This window comes from Sulfurimonas sp., assembly GCF_050296975.1.
Lineage (GTDB): Bacteria > Campylobacterota > Campylobacteria > Campylobacterales > Sulfurimonadaceae > Sulfurimonas.
Window position 1 is genome coordinate 130,541 of sequence record NZ_JBNKRX010000036.1, and the last position, 16,241, is coordinate 146,781.

The following is a 16,241-nucleotide window of genomic DNA, read 5'->3' on the forward strand; positions in this document are numbered from 1 at the left end:
TCCTTCTTAGTACTATTATAGTACCAAGAAGATAAAAGTAAAATTAGACGTAGGTATTAGTGTAGATCAGTGTTGAGTTTAATTTCTCTAGTTGAACGAGATGCAGTAACTTCACCAGTGAGAGAGTTTTGTCTAAAATGAAGACCATTTAAACCTGCTAATTGTTTTCCTTTAAACACTTCACCCTCAAGTGTAAGACCTGTATTTACTTCATTGATTTTTGCAAGTTGTTCAGGGTAGATACCAACTTTAGTACCCTCTAAAATAGCAATACCAGCATCGATGATACAAGCATCGCCAAGAGGGATACCACATACAGAGTTTGCACCTAAAAGACAGTTTTTACCAACACTAATTGGATTTCCATCAGTTCCACTTAACACTCCTAAAATAGAAGCACCACCACCAACATCTGAACCATCTCCAACGATAGCAGAAGAACTGATGCGTCCTTCAACCATAGATACACCAGTAGTTCCAGCATTGAAGTTGATGTATGAAGCACCTGGCATTACAGTAGTACCTGCTGCTAATTGTGCACCAAAACGTACTTTTGAAGTATCTAAGATACGAGTATTGTCGGCTGGAATGATATGTTGTAAAAATCTTGGGAATTTATCTACGAAATCGATATGCGGGTATTCTCCTGAGAGTTTTAATTCAATCTCAAACTCTCTAAGATAATCTAATTCGATTGGTTTCCCAGCAGACCATGCAACATTTGGAAGTGCACCAAATGCACCGTTTAAATTGATACCTCTTAAAGGAACTTTTGCTAAACTCATAGCGTAAAGTTTTAAATAACTTGCTTCAACACTTTGAAGTGCAGCATCTTCAAAGATGAAACATACTTTAAACTCACCATCTTTATATCCATCATTAATCATTTGGTTATAAAGTGCTGAAACTACTTGAATATTTTTATGAGCATCCCCAAAAGCTTCGTCACTATATGGTGTAAAAGCGTTTAAACAAGCTTGTAAAAAGTCTAAATTAATGTCAAAAACTTGCTCACTTTGAGAAAAATCTACGTTTAAACCTTGATCTGCAAGTGCTTGAATAAAAATAGCTGCACTCCCAAAATTCTCATCCCAGTTGATTATTGGATAAGTAGCTTGAAGAGATTTATCTGGATTTAACTGCCCTAAATCAACTCTAGCAATACCAAATGCTAAAGGATCTTTATACCCCTTTGTTCCTTTTTTAATGTTTTCTATTAATGCTTTAAAAGCATCTGTCGTTTCTATAACTTCCATATGAATTCCCGCTTAATTAATTTATTGGTGCAATTATAATTAAAAATTACTAATAAGATTTGATATATACTGTCATTATGAGTAATAAATGGCTAGAACTTTTAAATAATGATGACTATATTGGTATAAAAAAATATCTCAAAACTGATGGCGATATTTCTGAGGAAAACGATGCAGGGGAAGGTATACTTGCGTGTGCTATCCGTGCAAGATGTAGTTTTGATACTCTGATGTTATTAATAGAATCTGGAGTTGATATTTTTGATTTTGATAATGAGGGTGTGAGTGTTTTTGATATAGCAATTACCTATGATAATCGTGAGATGGTAAAGTACCTAATAGAACACGGTAGAGATGTTAATCAAACAAGCAGAAAAAGTGGTTTTACACCATTGATGGCCGCTGCATGTTATGGAAGAGCAGAGATTGCTAAAATACTAGTAGAAAATGGTGTAAATCAAAATGCCACAGATGCAAAAGGTTTTAGTGCAGCAGATTTCGCAAGAAAGATGAATAAAAAGTCTGTTTTAAAAGTTTTGAAATACGATGAAAATGCACCTAAAAATACTAGCTACGCAAGGTAGTTAGTCAAAAAACTTTCCTTGCTTTTCATTGTCTAAAGGTTTTCTACGCTCTTTGGTTAGCCACTCTTGGAGTAATGATTCGATCACTTTGCTAAGACTCATTTTATATCTTATACGAGAGTACTTCATAGCTTCCTCCCATGTGTCTTTGTCTATAAGTAAACTTCGAATTATTTCATCTTTTGGCTTCAACTAAACTCCTTTAGGCATTTTGTAATAGATTGATAAACTGTTTATAGCTATCTACTATTTTTTGGTTTTTTTGGTTTTGCATATAAAACTCTATAGCTTTTTTCCCAAGTCTAGGAATCTCATTTTTTACCGCCCAGCTTGAAACTGTTCCCTCTGGAACTTCGAGTACTTCAGCCAATTGTTTTTGCGTGATACCAAGCTCTTTACATACTTTTTTTACAACATTACTTTTTGATTTTGATTGTTTTTTTATTGTAGATGCAGGGGTAGATGGCGTTTCTCGAACAAATGATTGACAATTTGCTTCAATCCACTTTAAAACCTCAGAAGCACTGAGTATCCAATCTCTATTGTTCAGTGTCCTTACAATATCATTTGTAAATGATATAACACACTCTTTCGCAACCTCTTCATTAGAAAGTTGACAAAGAATTGAAAAAGCGAGTTGGTTTGCACCTTTTGAACTATTGCCCCATTCAAAGCCACTTTCGGAAGTTGGATAAAGGTCGTATCTTGTAGGAAGTTCAAGCTCACCATACGTGACAAACTTACTTCCAAGCAGTGTCCTATGCCCTTTAAAAACGTGATTGTTCATTACTATTGCCATATAATTCTCTAATATTTTAAAAGTGTAATTGTGCCCAGAGTCATTTTTAACTTCTACATCATCAGATAAAAAAACAACTCTGTAAACAATATATGCAAAAGCAAAAAGCAAAAAAAGTACCAATAACCAAACTAACATGATAAATTTCCTTGACTAATGATAATTTAATATCGGTAGTTTGTTGTTTTACATTACTTTGTATGTGATTTTTTGATTATTTAACTCTTCAATAAAGAGGGAGAAATAGTGGTGCACCTCATTTTTATCTTCTCCATACAATGAAAGTTCCACATTTGGTAAGTTGTCAACAAAAATAGGAAGAGAGGAAAGTTCTATATGTGAAGGGATTTGTTTCATTATAGATATCAGAGAATTTTCACTTGTGTGTGCATAAAGAGTTATTCGAAAGTTTTCTTTAGAGTGTGAAAAGTGTTCTTTTATGGCACTTCTTATCATAGGGTGAGCCATAGATGGAAAACCTGGGACGAAAAAGTAACGATTATCTAGTGAAAAGCCAGACATATTATTGACTGGGTTAAAAAGTAAGTCAGAATTAGGTGGAATCTCTGCCATATGGATTCGATATGGATATGCTTCATCTCCAAAACGCTCAATAATATCTTGGAAAAATTTTTCATCTCTTTGGGTAGATGCATTGCGAAATACTTTTGAGGCTATTTTACGTGTTAAATCATCTGGTGTTGAGCCTATCCCACCAAATGAAAACATAACACTTTGTGGATCAGCTTTTATCATTTCGTAAGTTGTTGTTATAAGTTTTTGATCGTCTTTTATAACAAAGGAGGCAAAAAGCTGATGCCCATATAAAGAGAGTTCATTTTTTAAAAACTCAAAATGTTTATCGACCCTTCTGCCATTTAAAATCTCTGTACCAATAATAACTGCATAAAAATTCATATTCAAATTAGCATTTATACTTTGAATTTTTGAATCTCTTCAGTTAAAGCATCAGCATCATTTGTAAGTATATTTGCAAGTTCTAAAAGTTCATCGATTGTTTTAGAACTTTCACCTGCTACACATTGTACATCAGTAGTATGTTTTAAAATATTATCTATATCTTTTGTAATATCATTATTTTTCTCAAAAAGTTTATCTGTAAGCTCTTTTGTCATATTTAGTTTTGACGTAACTTCTACAATCATAGATTTTACTTCATCACTACTGCTACCTAAATCTTCTAATGATTCAGATTGCTCTTTAATATTTTCAACTGTAGAGTTGAGATTTTCCTCTAAAAGTTTAAAGCTTGAATCACTCTCAATAACAGACTTTTGTGTGCGTTCTGCGAGTTTTCTTACCTCATCTGCAACAACAGCAAAACCACGTCCATGTTCACCTGCACGTGCAGCTTCAATAGCGGCGTTAAGTGCTAAAAGATTAGTTTGACTTGCAATTTCAGAGATTACGTTAAGTACTGACTGTACATCTAAAATACTTGCTTTTAATTGATCTATATCTAACACTGTTTGAGCTGATTTTTCAACATTGTGGTGGATAGATTCTAGCATTGTCGTTATTTGGTTTGCAGCATTGTCAAGAGCAGAATCTGCTTCAGAGATACAATCTACAGATTCTTGATTTATACTGTTTGAATCCTTCATGATAGTTGTAATTACATGGGTATTTTCCATCATAATGTTGAGCAGATCACAACCTTTTGTAATCTCCTCTTTTTGATCTATAGTCATAATATTTATCTTTTGTGCTACATCTTGATTATTCACAACAGCATGTTTTGTATCACGAATAAAGTTTGCAGAATCTGCTAAAAATTCATTTATATAGGTTGAAATTTTTCCAATCTCATCATCATATTTTACTGGTAAGCGTTTTGAAAAATCTCTTTTCATATTTGCTAACATATTTACAATAGTATCAACTTGGTTTCTTAGAAAAAATTTCATTAAAAAATAGATAATAAATTGCAATACAATTAAAAGTAAAATTGTACCTATCCACATAGTAATGGTTTCAGTTCTTATTTGTCCAAGTTCTTCAGAGATATCTATATATACTGTAGCTCCGCCTAAAACGGTTCCTTTTTCTACACTATGGCACATAAGACAATTTGTATCTTTATAATTTTCTTGGGCTATAAAGGGGAGGGTGACACGCAGATTTTTGCTATTGTCTTCATCAATATCAATAACAGCTTCTTTTGTATCTATACTTTTTTGATCTAATGCATCGCGTATATTTTCAGTTGTTAAAGTTGTTGGGTATTGCTCGTTGAGTGTATGTGTACGAAAAGCATAAAACTTTTTTACACCATCTTGTAAAGATGCTTTTTTATAATAAAGTGTTCTACTATCAGGATCAGAGATAGAGCCTGTAAGCATCATCATATTGAGTGAATCAATTGTACTTTTGGCAATTGTGATTCCCTCTTTTTCTATCATCTTCATAGCATTTTCTTTGTTATATGCTTGAAGCCATTGGATAGAGAGACCTAAAATGACTAGTAGGACGAAGAAAATAGGAATTTGTAATTTTGTACCAATATTGAGGTTATGAAAATAATTCATCATAAGAATTCCTAATTTTTAAAGTTGAAATATTGTAGCATTATTTTTAAAAAAATAAAATTTATCAGAAATAAATATCACTTTTTTTCCAATTGCATATTATGAACTTTTGATAAAAACAGAAGTGATACAATTCCGCCAAAGAGTGCAAAAGCCATATCTGATTGAGTATCCCAAACATATCCTTGAGTACCTAAGAAAGCTTCAGCATTTTCTCCTGTAGCTAAAGCTACCCACCACTCTACAAGTTCGTAAAAGGCACTAAAAGCTAGGACAATCGAGATAACGATGTAATGAAGCCACATATCATTTTTGAGCACATTTTTTCGCAGTAAAATTTCACGTGCTAAAATAGCTGGAACAAACCCTTGAAAAAAATGCCCAAGTTTATCATAATTGTTTCTATTGGAGCCAAAAAACTCACTGATGTGATCAAACAATGGTACTTCTGCATAAGTATAGTGCCCACCAATCATTAAAACGATACAGTGTAAAAGTATCAAGATGTATAAAAGTGACGTCAACCTAAAAGAGTTGTATGTGACTATAAGAATAATAGCAGCTATTAAAGCAGGTGTGACTTCAAGTATCCATGTAAACATATCTTTTGGTGCAATGAATGACCAGATAAGAACTGCACAATAAATAAAAATCCATATATATTTATTCATGGGAAAATTATATCGAACTTTCTAAGTAAGTTTCTAAGTAAAATAAAAGTATAATGCTCCAAAACTAAATAATACGAGGCAATCCATGTCATATGCACAGAAATTAGAAGAGTTACTGACAACAAGTGTTATACCAGATATAAATGAAAGATTAGATGAGATATTTGAAGAGATTGCAGATAGTAAAAATGCAAGTGATGATGCAAAAGAAGAGATAGAAGAGCTTCGTGAATTTAAAGCTGATCTTGAAGATGTTTTAGAAGAGATTAAATTAGGTGAAATTGATGAAGAGGAGTGTAAAGAGCTGATTGAAGATATTCAAGACGCGCAAACTTCTTACGACGATGATGATGAATAGACAACATAGCTTTTTTTAAACTCATTACTATATAATTTCACTTATAAAAAAATTAGGACGACAAATATGAGAATTATTCTACTTGGAGCTCCTGGTGCTGGTAAAGGTACACAGGCTCAATTTTTGACAAAAAAATTCAACATCCCACAAATCTCTACAGGAGATATGCTTCGAGCTGCTATAAAAGCAGGTACTGAGATGGGTAAACTAGCTAAAGAGGCTATGGATGCTGGGAAACTTGTAACTGATGAGATTATCATCAGTCTTGTAAAAGATCGTATCGCTGAAGATGATTGTAAAAATGGTTACCTTTTAGATGGTTTTCCACGTACACTTGCTCAAGCTGATGCAGTAACAAATGCCGGAATTTCAATAGATGCTGTAATTGAGATTGATGTAGCCGATGCAGAAATTGTTAAAAGAATGAGTGGTCGTCGTGCTCACCTTGCAAGTGGTCGAACATATCATGTTGTATTTAACCCACCAAAAGTGGAAGGCAAAGATGATGAAACTGGTGAAGAGTTAGTACAACGTGATGATGATAAAGAGGAAGTAGTTTTAGATCGTCTAAAAGTGTATCATGACCAAACAGAGCCACTAATTGGTTACTACAAAGATCAAGCTTCTAAAGACTCATCTATTAAGTATATCACAGTAGATGGAACTGCTGATATTATAGATGTTGAAAAAGCTATCGTTGCAGGTTTAGCAAACTAACTTATACTCATGAAAAAAGATATAGCACTTTATCTTGGAAGCGGTGGTGCACGTGGTTATGCACATATAGGTGTTATACGTGAGCTTGAAAAGCAAAATTATAATATAAAGTTTATATCTGGTTCATCTATGGGAGCGCTCATAGGTGGGCTTTATGCATCAGGTAAACTCGATCTTTATGAAGAGTGGGTATTAAACCTTGATCCACTAGATGTTCTTAAACTTATCGATTTTAGTTTTAAAAAGGGTGGGATTATAGAAGGTGAAAAGGTCTTCAATATTATGGCCGATATGATCGGCTCACTTAAGATTGAAGAGCTTTCTATCCCTTTTGTTGCGATAGCAACAGATATCAAATCAAAACAACCTTATCTTTTTAAAGAAGGCTCCCTCAGAGAAGCAATCCGTGCATCGATAGCTATACCGACACTTTTTACACCTGTACTTAAAGAAAATATGGTGCTTGTAGATGGTGGACTTTGTAACCCTCTTGGAATTGTGCAACCTTATGATGATTCTCTTTATTCTATTGCTGTAGATTTAAGTGGAAGAGAATCGATCAATGAAGCATTTAAACTCCCTATAAATCCAAAAAATCCATTATTAAAAAAAGTGAGTGATTTTTTCTATTCTAAAAAAGCGGAGAATGAAAAGTTAAATTCCATTGGGATCATTCAAGATTCTATTGAAACGATGCAAAAGATTATCACTGATGCTCACTTGGAAAAAGTAGAACCTGATTTAACCATCTCTATACCAAATGATTTATGTGAATTTTATGAGTTTCATAAAGCAGAAGAGATCATTTATTATGGAAATCAGTCTGCTAAGTTTTTGCTTTAGATTCTTGCTTTTATAAAGCTTTCCATTTCTGATACTATCTCGTCTATCGTCCCTTTACCAGAGATCACTTTTAAAAGGTCCTTTGAGTTATAAAAACTGCGTATCTCTTCAAGTGGTTCCATATATACTTTCATACGGTTATCAAAAACTTCGTTATTATCATCTTCACCACGCGCACGTCCAAGAACTCTATCACGTGCTGTTTCTTCGTCTACTTCAACTTCGATAACACTAGTAAGTTTTACATCAGAACTCTCTTGCAGGTATCTATCAAGTTCCATCATCTGTTCAATACTTCTAGGGTATCCATCGATGATAACAAGATTATTTTTTGATGCTTTAATAGCATTAACGATAGTCTCAATTACGATAGCAATTGGTACTATCTCACCTTTTGAAGTGTATTTATTAATCTCTTGCCCACGAGGAGTGTTGCGTGCAACTTCAGCACGTAGCATATCTCCAGTAGAGTAGTGTGATATATGTTCGTTATTTTTAGCGATGAGTTCAGCGTCTGTTGTTTTACCAGAGCCAGGTGCTCCGATAATTAAAAATAGCTTTTTCATTACGCTTTAACTTGCTCGCGGATTCTGATATGAAGATCACGCAGTTGATCGTTATCAACAGCAGATGGTGCTTCTGTTAATAAACAAGAAGCTTTTTGTGTTTTAGGGAATGCTATAACATCACGGATAGATGATTTTTTTGTTATTAACATCATAAGTCTATCAAAACCAATAGCAAAACCACCGTGTGGAGGTGCACCGAATTTTAATGCATCTAGTAAGAAACCAAATTTTTCTTGTGCTTCTTCTTCACTGATTCCAAGAAGTTTAAAGATCTCCTCTTGAACTTCTTCTTTGTGAATACGGATAGAACCACCTCCAAGCTCAACACCATTAAGTACGATGTCGTAAGCGATCGATTCGATCTCTTCAACATCGTCTTTGTCAGTGTCTTTTGGCATTGTAAATGGGTGATGAAGTGCTTTTACACGTCCATCTTCCACTTCAAACATAGGAAAATCTACTACCCATAAAAATTCAAACTTGCTAGGATCAACAAGATTCATTTTTTCATGCTCAGCAATGAAAATTCTTAGTCTTCCCATGTAATCCCAAACAGTTTTTTTCTCTCCAGCACCGAAAAATACTACATCGCCAACTTCCATACCAAGTCTTTGGATCAGGAGATCAATATCTTCATCACTAAAGAATTTAATAAGTGGACCTTTTAAACCATCCTCTTTCATTTGGAAGTACCCAAGACCTTGCGCACCAAACTTACGTACGAAATCTTCAAATGATTTCATTTCACGTTTAGAAAATACTAAGTCAGCACCAGGAACTTTTAAAGCTTTAATACGGTTTACATGTGGTTTTTTAGCAATATTTGTAAAGATTTCGTTGTCACATCTCTCAAAAATATCGATAACGTCAACCATCTCAAGACCATATCTCATATCTGGTTTGTCTGAACCGTATTTTTCCATAGCTTCGCTATAAGGCATACGATTAAATGGAGCTTTTACTTCGATGTCACATGCTTTAAACATCGCTTCGATCAACTCTTCAGCAACTTTAATAACATCTTCTTGATTACAGAAACTCATCTCAACGTCTATCTGAGTAAATTCCGGTTGACGATCAGCACGTAAATCTTCATCACGGAAACATTTTGCTATTTGGAAGTATCTATCAAATCCACCTACCATTAAAAGTTGTTTAAAGAGTTGTGGTGATTGTGGAAGTGCATAAAATTCACCATTATGTACACGTGAAGGTACTAAGTAATCTCTTGCACCTTCAGGAGTAGATTTTGTAAGAATAGGTGTTTCAACTTCTAAAAACCCATTAGCATCTAAGATGTTTCTAGCTGCAATCGCTGCTTTTGAGCGAAGACGGAACGCTTCATACATTGACTGATCGCGAAGTTCTAAGTAACGGTATTTTAGACGTGTCTCTTCACCAACTTTATGATCACCGATCACAAATGGAAGTGGAGCAGACTTGTTTTCGATAACAAGTTCACTCACAACGATTTCAATCGCACCAGTTTTTAGACGTGGATTTGTTAAACCTTCACCACGAAGACGCACTTTCCCTTTAGCAACAAGTACATACTCATCTCTTACGCTATCAGCAATCTTATGAGCTTCTGCACTATCTTCTGGATCACAAGTAAGTTGGATAAGACCAGTTTTGTCACGTAAATCTATAAATATAATACCACCATGGTCACGATAGCTGTTAGCCCAACCAACAACAGTTACTTCGTCACCGACATTTGTTTCGTTTAAATCTGTACAATAATGAGTTCTCAATATAGAGTCCTATTTAAAATATTTTCGCGATTATATCTAAATAGTGTATAATTTTCAAAGTAAACCAACAAAAAGAGCCATTTTGGAAACAAAAAAGATTCAAAAAGTCGGAGTAGTACTACGTCCATCTACACCAGAATTAAAAGATGATTTTTTCAAATTAAAGTCTATCCTTGAAGCACATAATATGGATGTATATATAGAAAGCGTAAGCGGTGGTATGATCGATGTTATGGGGATGGATTTTGATCTTTTATGTAAACAGTGTGATGTATTGGTAACTTTGGGAGGGGATGGGACACTTATCTCTGTGGTTCGTAGAAGTTTTGACCACGATATCCCTGTATTTGGCGTACATGCTGGAAATCTAGGATTTTTAGCCGACCTTGGGATGGATGAGCTTGATACATTTGTAGCAAATTTAGAGCAGGGTAAGTACCGCATAGATGAACGTGCCGTACTTGAAGCTACAGTTATCAAAAACGGTGAAGAGGTTACGATGTACGCATTTAATGATGTAGTACTTACTCGTCCCTCTATCTCAAATATGATCCATATAGAAACTTTAGTTGATGGAAACTCTTTTAACACTTACTACGGCGATGGTGTAATCGTTTCAACGCCTACAGGTTCTACTGCATACAATCTTTCTGCTGGTGGACCAGTATTGTTTCCATTAACGCAGGTATTTACACTTACACCTATTTGTCCACACTCTTTGACACAAACTCCAGTGGTATTACCGGGAAAATTTCAAATCGAGATGAAGTCAACTGATAAGAGGGCACTCATCATTATAGATGGGCAAGATATGCATGAACTAGAACAAAATGAAAGTTTACATATAAAACTAGCATCTAAAACTGCAAAACTGCTCCATAGAGAAGAGTTTAACTACTTTGATGTTCTCAAGCAAAAACTAGGCTGGGGTGACTAAATAAAATCTTTATTTAGGTTCTATATGTTTTTATTGACATAACGTTATATAAAAAGATATACTACGATTGAAAATTTTCTTGGATATAAAACTCTAAGGGAACTGATTTTGCATAAATACCGTTATGTCATTTAAAATATAAATAAAAAGGAATAACAATGAAAAAGTTAATGTTGATACTAGTTGCTGGTCTCTTATCTCTCAATGCAGAAAGTATAAATATCGCAGTTGCTGCAAATGTAAGCTATGCTATAGATGAACTTAAAGCTGAGTTTGCTAAAACACATCCAGATACAGATGTACAAGTAACACTTGGAAGTAGTGGAAAACTCACAGCACAGATCAAAAACGGTGCACCTTATGGGCTTTTTATGGCGGCAAATATGAAGTATCCAGAGGCACTTTATAGCGACAAAATTGCCACTACAAAACCTGTTGTATATGCACAGGGTGCTTTAGCCTACTTAAGTGTTAAAAACCAAGATTTTTCTAAAGGGATTAAACTTTTAGATACTAAAGCAATTAGTAAAATAGCTATCGCAAATCCTAAAACTGCCCCTTATGGTAAAGCTGCAATCGAAGCGATGAAAACAGCGGGAATCTACGAAAATGTAAAACAAAAGTTTGTATTTGCCGAGTCGATCTCTCAAACAGTTACATACTCAATTGCCGCAGCAGATATAGGAATCATCGCAAAGTCTTCACTTTATAGCGATAAAATGAAACAGTATAAAGAGGGGAAAAACTGGGAAGCAGTAAATCCAAAACTCTACACACCGATAAAACAAGGGATAGTTTTGCTACAATATGGGAAAAATAATGCCCAGTACAAAGCTTTTTATGACTTTATTTTAAGTGATAAAGCAAAAGAGATTTTTAAATCTTATGGCTACATAGTGGAGTAATAATGCGCTTAAGCGATCAAGAACTTTTAGAATATATACGTGAAGATATACCATACTTTGATCTTACAACTCATCTACTCGATGTAAAGGGTAAACAAGGTGTTTTAGAGATAAAAACACGTGAAGATATAGTAGTGGCTTGTGTAGAAGAAGCTGCAAGAATGGGTGAACTACTTGGATGTGAGGTAAATCAAAAACTCACATCTGGTACTCAACTAGAAGCTGGTGGAACTCTTTTAGAACTAAGAGGTGACACAGAGTTACTGCATCAAGCATGGAGAGTTTCACAAATACTTTTAGAATACTCTTGTGGTATGGCAACAGCTGCATATAAAATGGTGCAAGATGTTAAAAAACTAAACCCAAAATGTGAAGTTTTTGTAACACGTAAAAGCTTCCCATTTGCAAAACGTTTTGTGATGCGATCTTTGGTATGTGCTGGAGTGCTTCCTCACAGACTAGGACTTTCAGAATCAGTCCTGATCTTCGATAATCATAGAGCTTTGTATGATACTCCTGAAGAGTTTGAAGCTGCACTTCCAAGCATAAAAGAGCGTTGTGTAGAGAAAAAATTAGTTATAGAGGCTGATAGCCTTGAAGATGCAAAAAAAATGCTCTCACTTGGTGCAGATGTGATCCAGATGGATAAAACAACACCAGAGGTTTTACGAGAGCTAGTAGAGTATAAAAACCAAAACTACCCAAATACCAAAATCCTCGCTGCTGGTGGGATCAATAGAAAAAATGCAAAAGAGTTTGCAGCAACTGGTATAGATGCTGTTGTTACTAGCTCTTTATACTCAGCAGGACTTAGCGATCTTACTAGTTGTTTTAGGGTTGTGGATAGCGTTTGAAATGAGCCAATCAGTGGCCTGTGTGCGGGTAACTGATTGGCTCCTCTGATTTGTTATGTGCTCTTTTGGTAAAGTATCTTGTTATGCCTCGTATATGTAGTTAACAATTTTGCTTCCATATCCTGTGACTGAATGCCTAAGATCGGCGGCACCATGGCCTGTCATCATTGTCTTCAAACTTCTTTGATTTGTTATGCGCATATCATTTAGTTGTGCCACAATTTCTTCAATACGCTTTTCATCAAAGTCCGGCAATCTTTGTCTTAGAGTTTGAATCGGAGTACCCATCGACCCTGGATTAGGCTCAGGTTTTTGGGAAAAAGCTTTTAAAACTTGAATATGATCTGGCGATATTTGCTCAAAAGTACGGAGTAAGCGAAGTTGGTCATCGTATGGCTCACCAGGGGATTCTATGGAATCAGTTAAAAAAGCTTTATATAAATGCCTTTTCTCTTCGTTTCGTTCTTCTCCAACTCTCTTCAAGGTTTGCTCCAGCAAATCTTCGAACTCTTCCGTTTTTACATAGCTTTCTGATGCTTCTGACTTAAACTCTTTCAGGTCATTAGATAATGACTCTAAAACCTCGCGCACTCTCCCTAGTTTTCTTCCTAATGACATTCCACTCAGTACATTGCTCACGGGTCCGCCAATCCATGGGACAGCACTGCCAACAAACGAAACCACATCTAACGCTTTCTCTGTTCCTGTAGATGCTAAAATTAACTCATTTTTTTCATCAGACACTATATTTCTCTTTTTAAGACATAACTATTTATTAGTAGTACATTATATATAAGTTAGCTATAAAATTACTTAATATCTTATCATTTAAAGTGTAATACTATTAAAGTATGTTAAATAATCTAAGCAAGGACTTCCATATAAAAATATTACCATTTTCAATGATTTCTCTAAAACATTTTAAAAATTTTTGTATCGTTTTTTATGTATAACTATTAACGTATATCCGTAATATCTTATCAATTTGTAAAGATATCAAGCAAAAATCGTAATAGTTTAGCAATATGATAAGTATATTGAAAGTGGAAAATATGTCAATTTGTCATATTCTTTTCTTCTCCATAAAAAACAGGTTAATATTTTTCAAAAATAAGATGTGAGGGTGTTCGCATGATTGAAAGATTTTATTTAAAAGATTACTTGAGTTTTCAAGAAGCTGAGCTTAATTTACAGCACGGTTTGATTGTGTTTTCTGGCCCTAGTGGGAGTGGGAAGTCTATACTTATGGAGTCTATCCTTTCATCACTTGGGCTTAGTTCTTGTGATGCAAATATTTGTGAGAGTAGTGTTACTTGGGATATAGACGAGGAAGAAACAGGGCTTGAAAACGATGAAATCAATGTCTTTAAACACATAAAAAAAGAGAAGTCTCGCTACTTCATAAACAACCAAAGCATCTCTAAAAAATCTATCAATACACTTACTTGTAAATATCTAAAACACTTAAGCCTACGAGATTTTCGTGATTTTGAAAACGAAGGGCTATTGTCTATACTCGATCATAAGATAGGGAAAAATGCACTTGATCTAAAGTCACATTACCGAGAAACATTTAAAAATTATAATCAAGTCAAAAAAGAGTTAGAAATTATAGAAGATGAGGAAAGACGCATAATTGAACTCAAAGAGTTCGCAAAATTTGAGATCGATAAGATTAACTCTATTAGTCCTAAAGTAGGGGAAGATGAAGAGCTATTAGTGATCAAAAAAGAGCTTTCACGTAAAGAAAAAGCACTAGAGATGATTGAGGGTGCAAATGAGATATTTAATTTTGAACATCATATCTCTTTAGCACTTGATACTTTAGATGTAGATAGTGCTTTTTTTGATGATACTATGAATGAACTGCGCTCCATTTTAGAGAGTGCGGAAGAGCGATTTAGCGCACTTGATGAAGTAGATGTAGAGGAGGTTTTAAACCGTATAGAGGAGTTAGGAGAACTTAAACGTAGATATGGGTCGATCGAGGAAGCCTTAGAGTATAAGGAGCAAAAACTACAAGAACTTGAAAAGTATGAAAATATAGAGGTACAAAAAGGGGATTTAGAGCAAAGATATCAAACACTTCACAAAGAGGTATATTCACTAGCTCGAAGCTTAACAGAGCTTCGCTCAAAAGCGGTTAAGAACTTTGAAAAAGAATTGAATGCTTATTTAAAACAACTCTATTTAAGAGATGCAAAAGTTTCACTTGCACAAGATAAACTTACACAATTTGGGCAAGATATACTAAGTATAGAGCTAAATGCAACGGAGCTTTCAAAAGTATCTACAGGGGAGTTTAACAGACTACGTCTAGCGGTCTTAGCTCTTAAATCTGAAAGTATGCAAAATATTGGTGGTGTGTTGATGCTAGATGAGATCGATGCAAACCTAAGTGGTGAGGAGTCTATGAGTGTTGCAAAAGTGCTTAAAAAACTTACTAAGAACTTCCAAATTTTTGTGATCTCTCATCAACCACAGCTTACTTCTATGGGGGATCAACACTTTTTAGTCTATAAAGATGGTACTATTTCAAAAACAAAAGAGCTTAATTTTGATGAAAAAATTGATGAGATAGCCAGAATCATAAGTGGCGATACTATCTCAGATGAAGCGAAAAAATTCGCTCGGGAGCTCTTAGAAGGCAATAGATGATCATAGATACTCATATACATTTAGATGACGATAGATACGATGAAGATTTAGACGCTGTACTTGATCGAGCACGTGAGGGTGGGGTAAAGCAGTTTATCATCCCTGGTGCTGATCCTGTAACGCTTGGTAAGGCTATAGATATAGCGCAGAAATATAATGATGTATATTTTGCTGTTGGTGTGCACCCTTATGATATGGAAAACTTTAGTGAAGATATTTTTCATACATATCTAAAACATGAAAAATGTGTAGCAGTTGGAGAGTGTGGGCTTGATTACTTTCGTTTGGAGGGGAGTGATGAGGAAAAAGAGCTTGAAAAACAAAAGCAAAAAGAGGTCTTTATGGCGCAAATAAAACTTGCTCGTGAATATAAAAAACCTTTGATTGTGCATATTCGCGATGCTTCAAATGACTCTAAAACTGTTCTTTTAGAAAACTCAGCCGCTGAAGTTGGAGGAGTGCTGCACTGTTTTAATGCAGATGAGCAACTTCTTTCTTTAGCTTATGAGGGATTTTATTTTGGGATAGGGGGTGTTTTGACATTTAAAAATGCAAAAAAACTTGTCAATGTTCTTCCTAAAATTCCAGAAGATAAACTAGTGATAGAAACAGATGGACCTTACCTTACTCCAACACCTCACAGAGGTGAGCGAAATGAGCCGCTTTACACTCAGTTTATAGCTCAAAAGATGGCAGAACTCTTAAAAAAAGAGCTTAGTGAAGTAGAGGATATCACTACAAAAAATGCCCAAAAACTCTTTAATATTTGATAATATTAAACTGAAAT

17 protein-coding genes and 1 pseudogene are annotated in these 16,241 nt (G+C 34.7%); 9 read left to right on the top strand and 9 right to left on the bottom strand.

What is annotated here, in order from left to right; all coding sequences use genetic code 11:
• Positions 1 to 56: 56 nt before the first annotated feature.
• Positions 57 to 1,256, bottom strand: coding sequence for a tetrahydrodipicolinate N-succinyltransferase N-terminal domain-containing protein (locus ACQY56_RS11320; protein ID WP_428737820.1), 1,200 nt, complete (start codon positions 1,254 to 1,256; stop codon positions 57 to 59).
• A gap of 77 nt (positions 1,257 to 1,333) precedes the next feature.
• Between ACQY56_RS11320 and ACQY56_RS11325 the strand changes: the two genes are divergently transcribed.
• Positions 1,334 to 1,840, top strand: a complete 507-nt coding sequence (locus ACQY56_RS11325; RefSeq protein WP_428737821.1) for an ankyrin repeat domain-containing protein — start codon at positions 1,334 to 1,336, stop codon at positions 1,838 to 1,840.
• Here ACQY56_RS11325 and ACQY56_RS11330 read toward each other — a convergent pair whose 3' ends face one another.
• The 5 genes and pseudogenes from ACQY56_RS11330 to ACQY56_RS11350 form a co-directional block, all read right to left on the bottom strand.
• Positions 1,841 to 2,032: a hypothetical protein gene (locus ACQY56_RS11330; protein WP_428737822.1), complete on the bottom strand. Its 192-nt coding sequence runs from the start codon at positions 2,030 to 2,032 to the stop codon at positions 1,841 to 1,843. It lies immediately after the preceding gene.
• A 10-nt stretch (positions 2,033 to 2,042) separates the two neighbouring features.
• On the bottom strand, positions 2,043 to 2,777 hold the full coding sequence (locus ACQY56_RS11335) for a DUF6166 domain-containing protein (protein WP_428737823.1): 735 nt from the start codon (positions 2,775 to 2,777) through the stop codon (positions 2,043 to 2,045).
• Between the two features lie 48 nt (positions 2,778 to 2,825).
• Positions 2,826 to 3,557: a competence/damage-inducible protein A gene (locus tag ACQY56_RS11340; protein WP_428737824.1), complete on the bottom strand. Its 732-nt coding sequence runs from the start codon at positions 3,555 to 3,557 to the stop codon at positions 2,826 to 2,828.
• A gap of 347 nt (positions 3,558 to 3,904) precedes the next feature.
• Positions 3,905 to 4,081: pseudogene (locus ACQY56_RS11345) on the bottom strand (methyl-accepting chemotaxis protein); the annotation flags it as partial.
• A gap of 1,184 nt (positions 4,082 to 5,265) precedes the next feature.
• The gene (locus ACQY56_RS11350; protein WP_428737825.1) at positions 5,266 to 5,859 is read right to left on the bottom strand and encodes a DUF2238 domain-containing protein; all 594 of its coding nucleotides are present in this window, start codon (positions 5,857 to 5,859) and stop codon (positions 5,266 to 5,268) included.
• A gap of 85 nt (positions 5,860 to 5,944) precedes the next feature.
• Here ACQY56_RS11350 and ACQY56_RS11355 point away from each other — a divergent pair, with 85 nt between their 5' ends.
• From ACQY56_RS11355 to ACQY56_RS11365, 3 genes are all read left to right on the top strand, one after another.
• Complete coding sequence (locus ACQY56_RS11355; protein ID WP_428737826.1) at positions 5,945 to 6,217, top strand: hypothetical protein; 273 nt, start codon at positions 5,945 to 5,947, stop codon at positions 6,215 to 6,217.
• 66 nt (positions 6,218 to 6,283) lie between these two features.
• Positions 6,284 to 6,934, top strand: coding sequence for an adenylate kinase (gene adk, locus ACQY56_RS11360; protein WP_428737827.1), 651 nt, complete (start codon positions 6,284 to 6,286; stop codon positions 6,932 to 6,934).
• A 9-nt stretch (positions 6,935 to 6,943) separates the two neighbouring features.
• Positions 6,944 to 7,777 carry a patatin-like phospholipase family protein gene (locus ACQY56_RS11365; RefSeq protein ID WP_428737828.1) on the top strand — a complete coding sequence of 278 codons (834 nt, stop codon included), beginning with the start codon at positions 6,944 to 6,946 and terminating at the stop codon, positions 7,775 to 7,777.
• On the opposite strand, the gene ACQY56_RS11370 is transcribed toward ACQY56_RS11365, so the two are convergent.
• Together ACQY56_RS11370 and aspS are read right to left on the bottom strand one after the other, a co-directional pair.
• Positions 7,774 to 8,343: an adenylate kinase gene (locus tag ACQY56_RS11370; protein WP_428737829.1), complete on the bottom strand. Its 570-nt coding sequence runs from the start codon at positions 8,341 to 8,343 to the stop codon at positions 7,774 to 7,776. The genes ACQY56_RS11365 and ACQY56_RS11370 overlap by 4 nt on opposite strands.
• Positions 8,343 to 10,100, bottom strand: coding sequence for an aspartate--tRNA ligase (gene aspS / locus ACQY56_RS11375; protein ID WP_428737830.1), 1,758 nt, complete (start codon positions 10,098 to 10,100; stop codon positions 8,343 to 8,345). The genes ACQY56_RS11370 and aspS overlap by 1 nt, the downstream gene beginning before the upstream one ends.
• 82 nt (positions 10,101 to 10,182) lie before the next feature.
• On the opposite strand from aspS, the gene ACQY56_RS11380 reads away from it, so the two are divergent.
• The 3 genes from ACQY56_RS11380 to modD all read left to right on the top strand — a co-directional run bounded on the left by ACQY56_RS11380 (position 10,183) and on the right by modD (position 12,796).
• Positions 10,183 to 11,037, top strand: coding sequence for an NAD(+)/NADH kinase (locus ACQY56_RS11380; RefSeq protein WP_428737831.1), 855 nt, complete (start codon positions 10,183 to 10,185; stop codon positions 11,035 to 11,037).
• Between the two features lie 158 nt (positions 11,038 to 11,195).
• On the top strand, positions 11,196 to 11,942 hold the full coding sequence (gene modA / locus ACQY56_RS11385; protein ID WP_428737832.1) for a molybdate ABC transporter substrate-binding protein: 747 nt from the start codon (positions 11,196 to 11,198) through the stop codon (positions 11,940 to 11,942).
• A gap of 2 nt (positions 11,943 to 11,944) precedes the next feature.
• Entirely contained in the window at positions 11,945 to 12,796 is an 852-nt protein-coding gene (gene modD, locus ACQY56_RS11390) for a ModD protein (RefSeq protein ID WP_428737833.1), read from the top strand.
• Positions 12,797 to 12,877: 81 nt separating this feature from the next.
• Here the strand turns inward: modD and ACQY56_RS11395 are convergent, their stop codons facing one another.
• The gene (locus ACQY56_RS11395) at positions 12,878 to 13,540 is read right to left on the bottom strand and encodes a hypothetical protein (RefSeq protein WP_428737834.1); all 663 of its coding nucleotides are present in this window, start codon (positions 13,538 to 13,540) and stop codon (positions 12,878 to 12,880) included.
• Positions 13,541 to 13,927: 387 nt separating this feature from the next.
• On the opposite strand from ACQY56_RS11395, the gene ACQY56_RS11400 reads away from it, so the two are divergent.
• Together ACQY56_RS11400 and ACQY56_RS11405 are read left to right on the top strand one after the other, a co-directional pair.
• Positions 13,928 to 15,454: an AAA family ATPase gene (locus ACQY56_RS11400; protein ID WP_428737835.1), complete on the top strand. Its 1,527-nt coding sequence runs from the start codon at positions 13,928 to 13,930 to the stop codon at positions 15,452 to 15,454.
• On the top strand, positions 15,451 to 16,224 hold the full coding sequence (locus ACQY56_RS11405) for a TatD family hydrolase (protein WP_428737836.1): 774 nt from the start codon (positions 15,451 to 15,453) through the stop codon (positions 16,222 to 16,224). The genes ACQY56_RS11400 and ACQY56_RS11405 overlap by 4 nt, the downstream gene beginning before the upstream one ends.
• Positions 16,225 to 16,241 lie beyond the last annotated feature (17 nt).

Coding starts and splice junctions, on each gene's coding strand:
- ACQY56_RS11320 (WP_428737820.1), bottom strand. CDS start 1,256: ATGGAAGTTATAGAAACGACAGATGCTTTTAAAGCATTAATAGAAAAC.
- ACQY56_RS11325 (WP_428737821.1), top strand. CDS start 1,334: ATGAGTAATAAATGGCTAGAACTTTTAAATAATGATGACTATATTGGT.
- ACQY56_RS11335 (WP_428737823.1), bottom strand. CDS start 2,777: ATGTTAGTTTGGTTATTGGTACTTTTTTTGCTTTTTGCTTTTGCATAT.
- ACQY56_RS11340 (WP_428737824.1), bottom strand. CDS start 3,557: ATGAATTTTTATGCAGTTATTATTGGTACAGAGATTTTAAATGGCAGA.
- ACQY56_RS11350 (WP_428737825.1), bottom strand. CDS start 5,859: ATGAATAAATATATATGGATTTTTATTTATTGTGCAGTTCTTATCTGG.
- ACQY56_RS11355 (WP_428737826.1), top strand. CDS start 5,945: ATGTCATATGCACAGAAATTAGAAGAGTTACTGACAACAAGTGTTATA.
- adk (WP_428737827.1), top strand. CDS start 6,284: ATGAGAATTATTCTACTTGGAGCTCCTGGTGCTGGTAAAGGTACACAG.
- ACQY56_RS11365 (WP_428737828.1), top strand. CDS start 6,944: ATGAAAAAAGATATAGCACTTTATCTTGGAAGCGGTGGTGCACGTGGT.
- ACQY56_RS11370 (WP_428737829.1), bottom strand. CDS start 8,343: ATGAAAAAGCTATTTTTAATTATCGGAGCACCTGGCTCTGGTAAAACA.
- modA (WP_428737832.1), top strand. CDS start 11,196: ATGAAAAAGTTAATGTTGATACTAGTTGCTGGTCTCTTATCTCTCAAT.
- modD (WP_428737833.1), top strand. CDS start 11,945: ATGCGCTTAAGCGATCAAGAACTTTTAGAATATATACGTGAAGATATA.
- ACQY56_RS11400 (WP_428737835.1), top strand. CDS start 13,928: ATGATTGAAAGATTTTATTTAAAAGATTACTTGAGTTTTCAAGAAGCT.
- ACQY56_RS11405 (WP_428737836.1), top strand. CDS start 15,451: ATGATCATAGATACTCATATACATTTAGATGACGATAGATACGATGAA.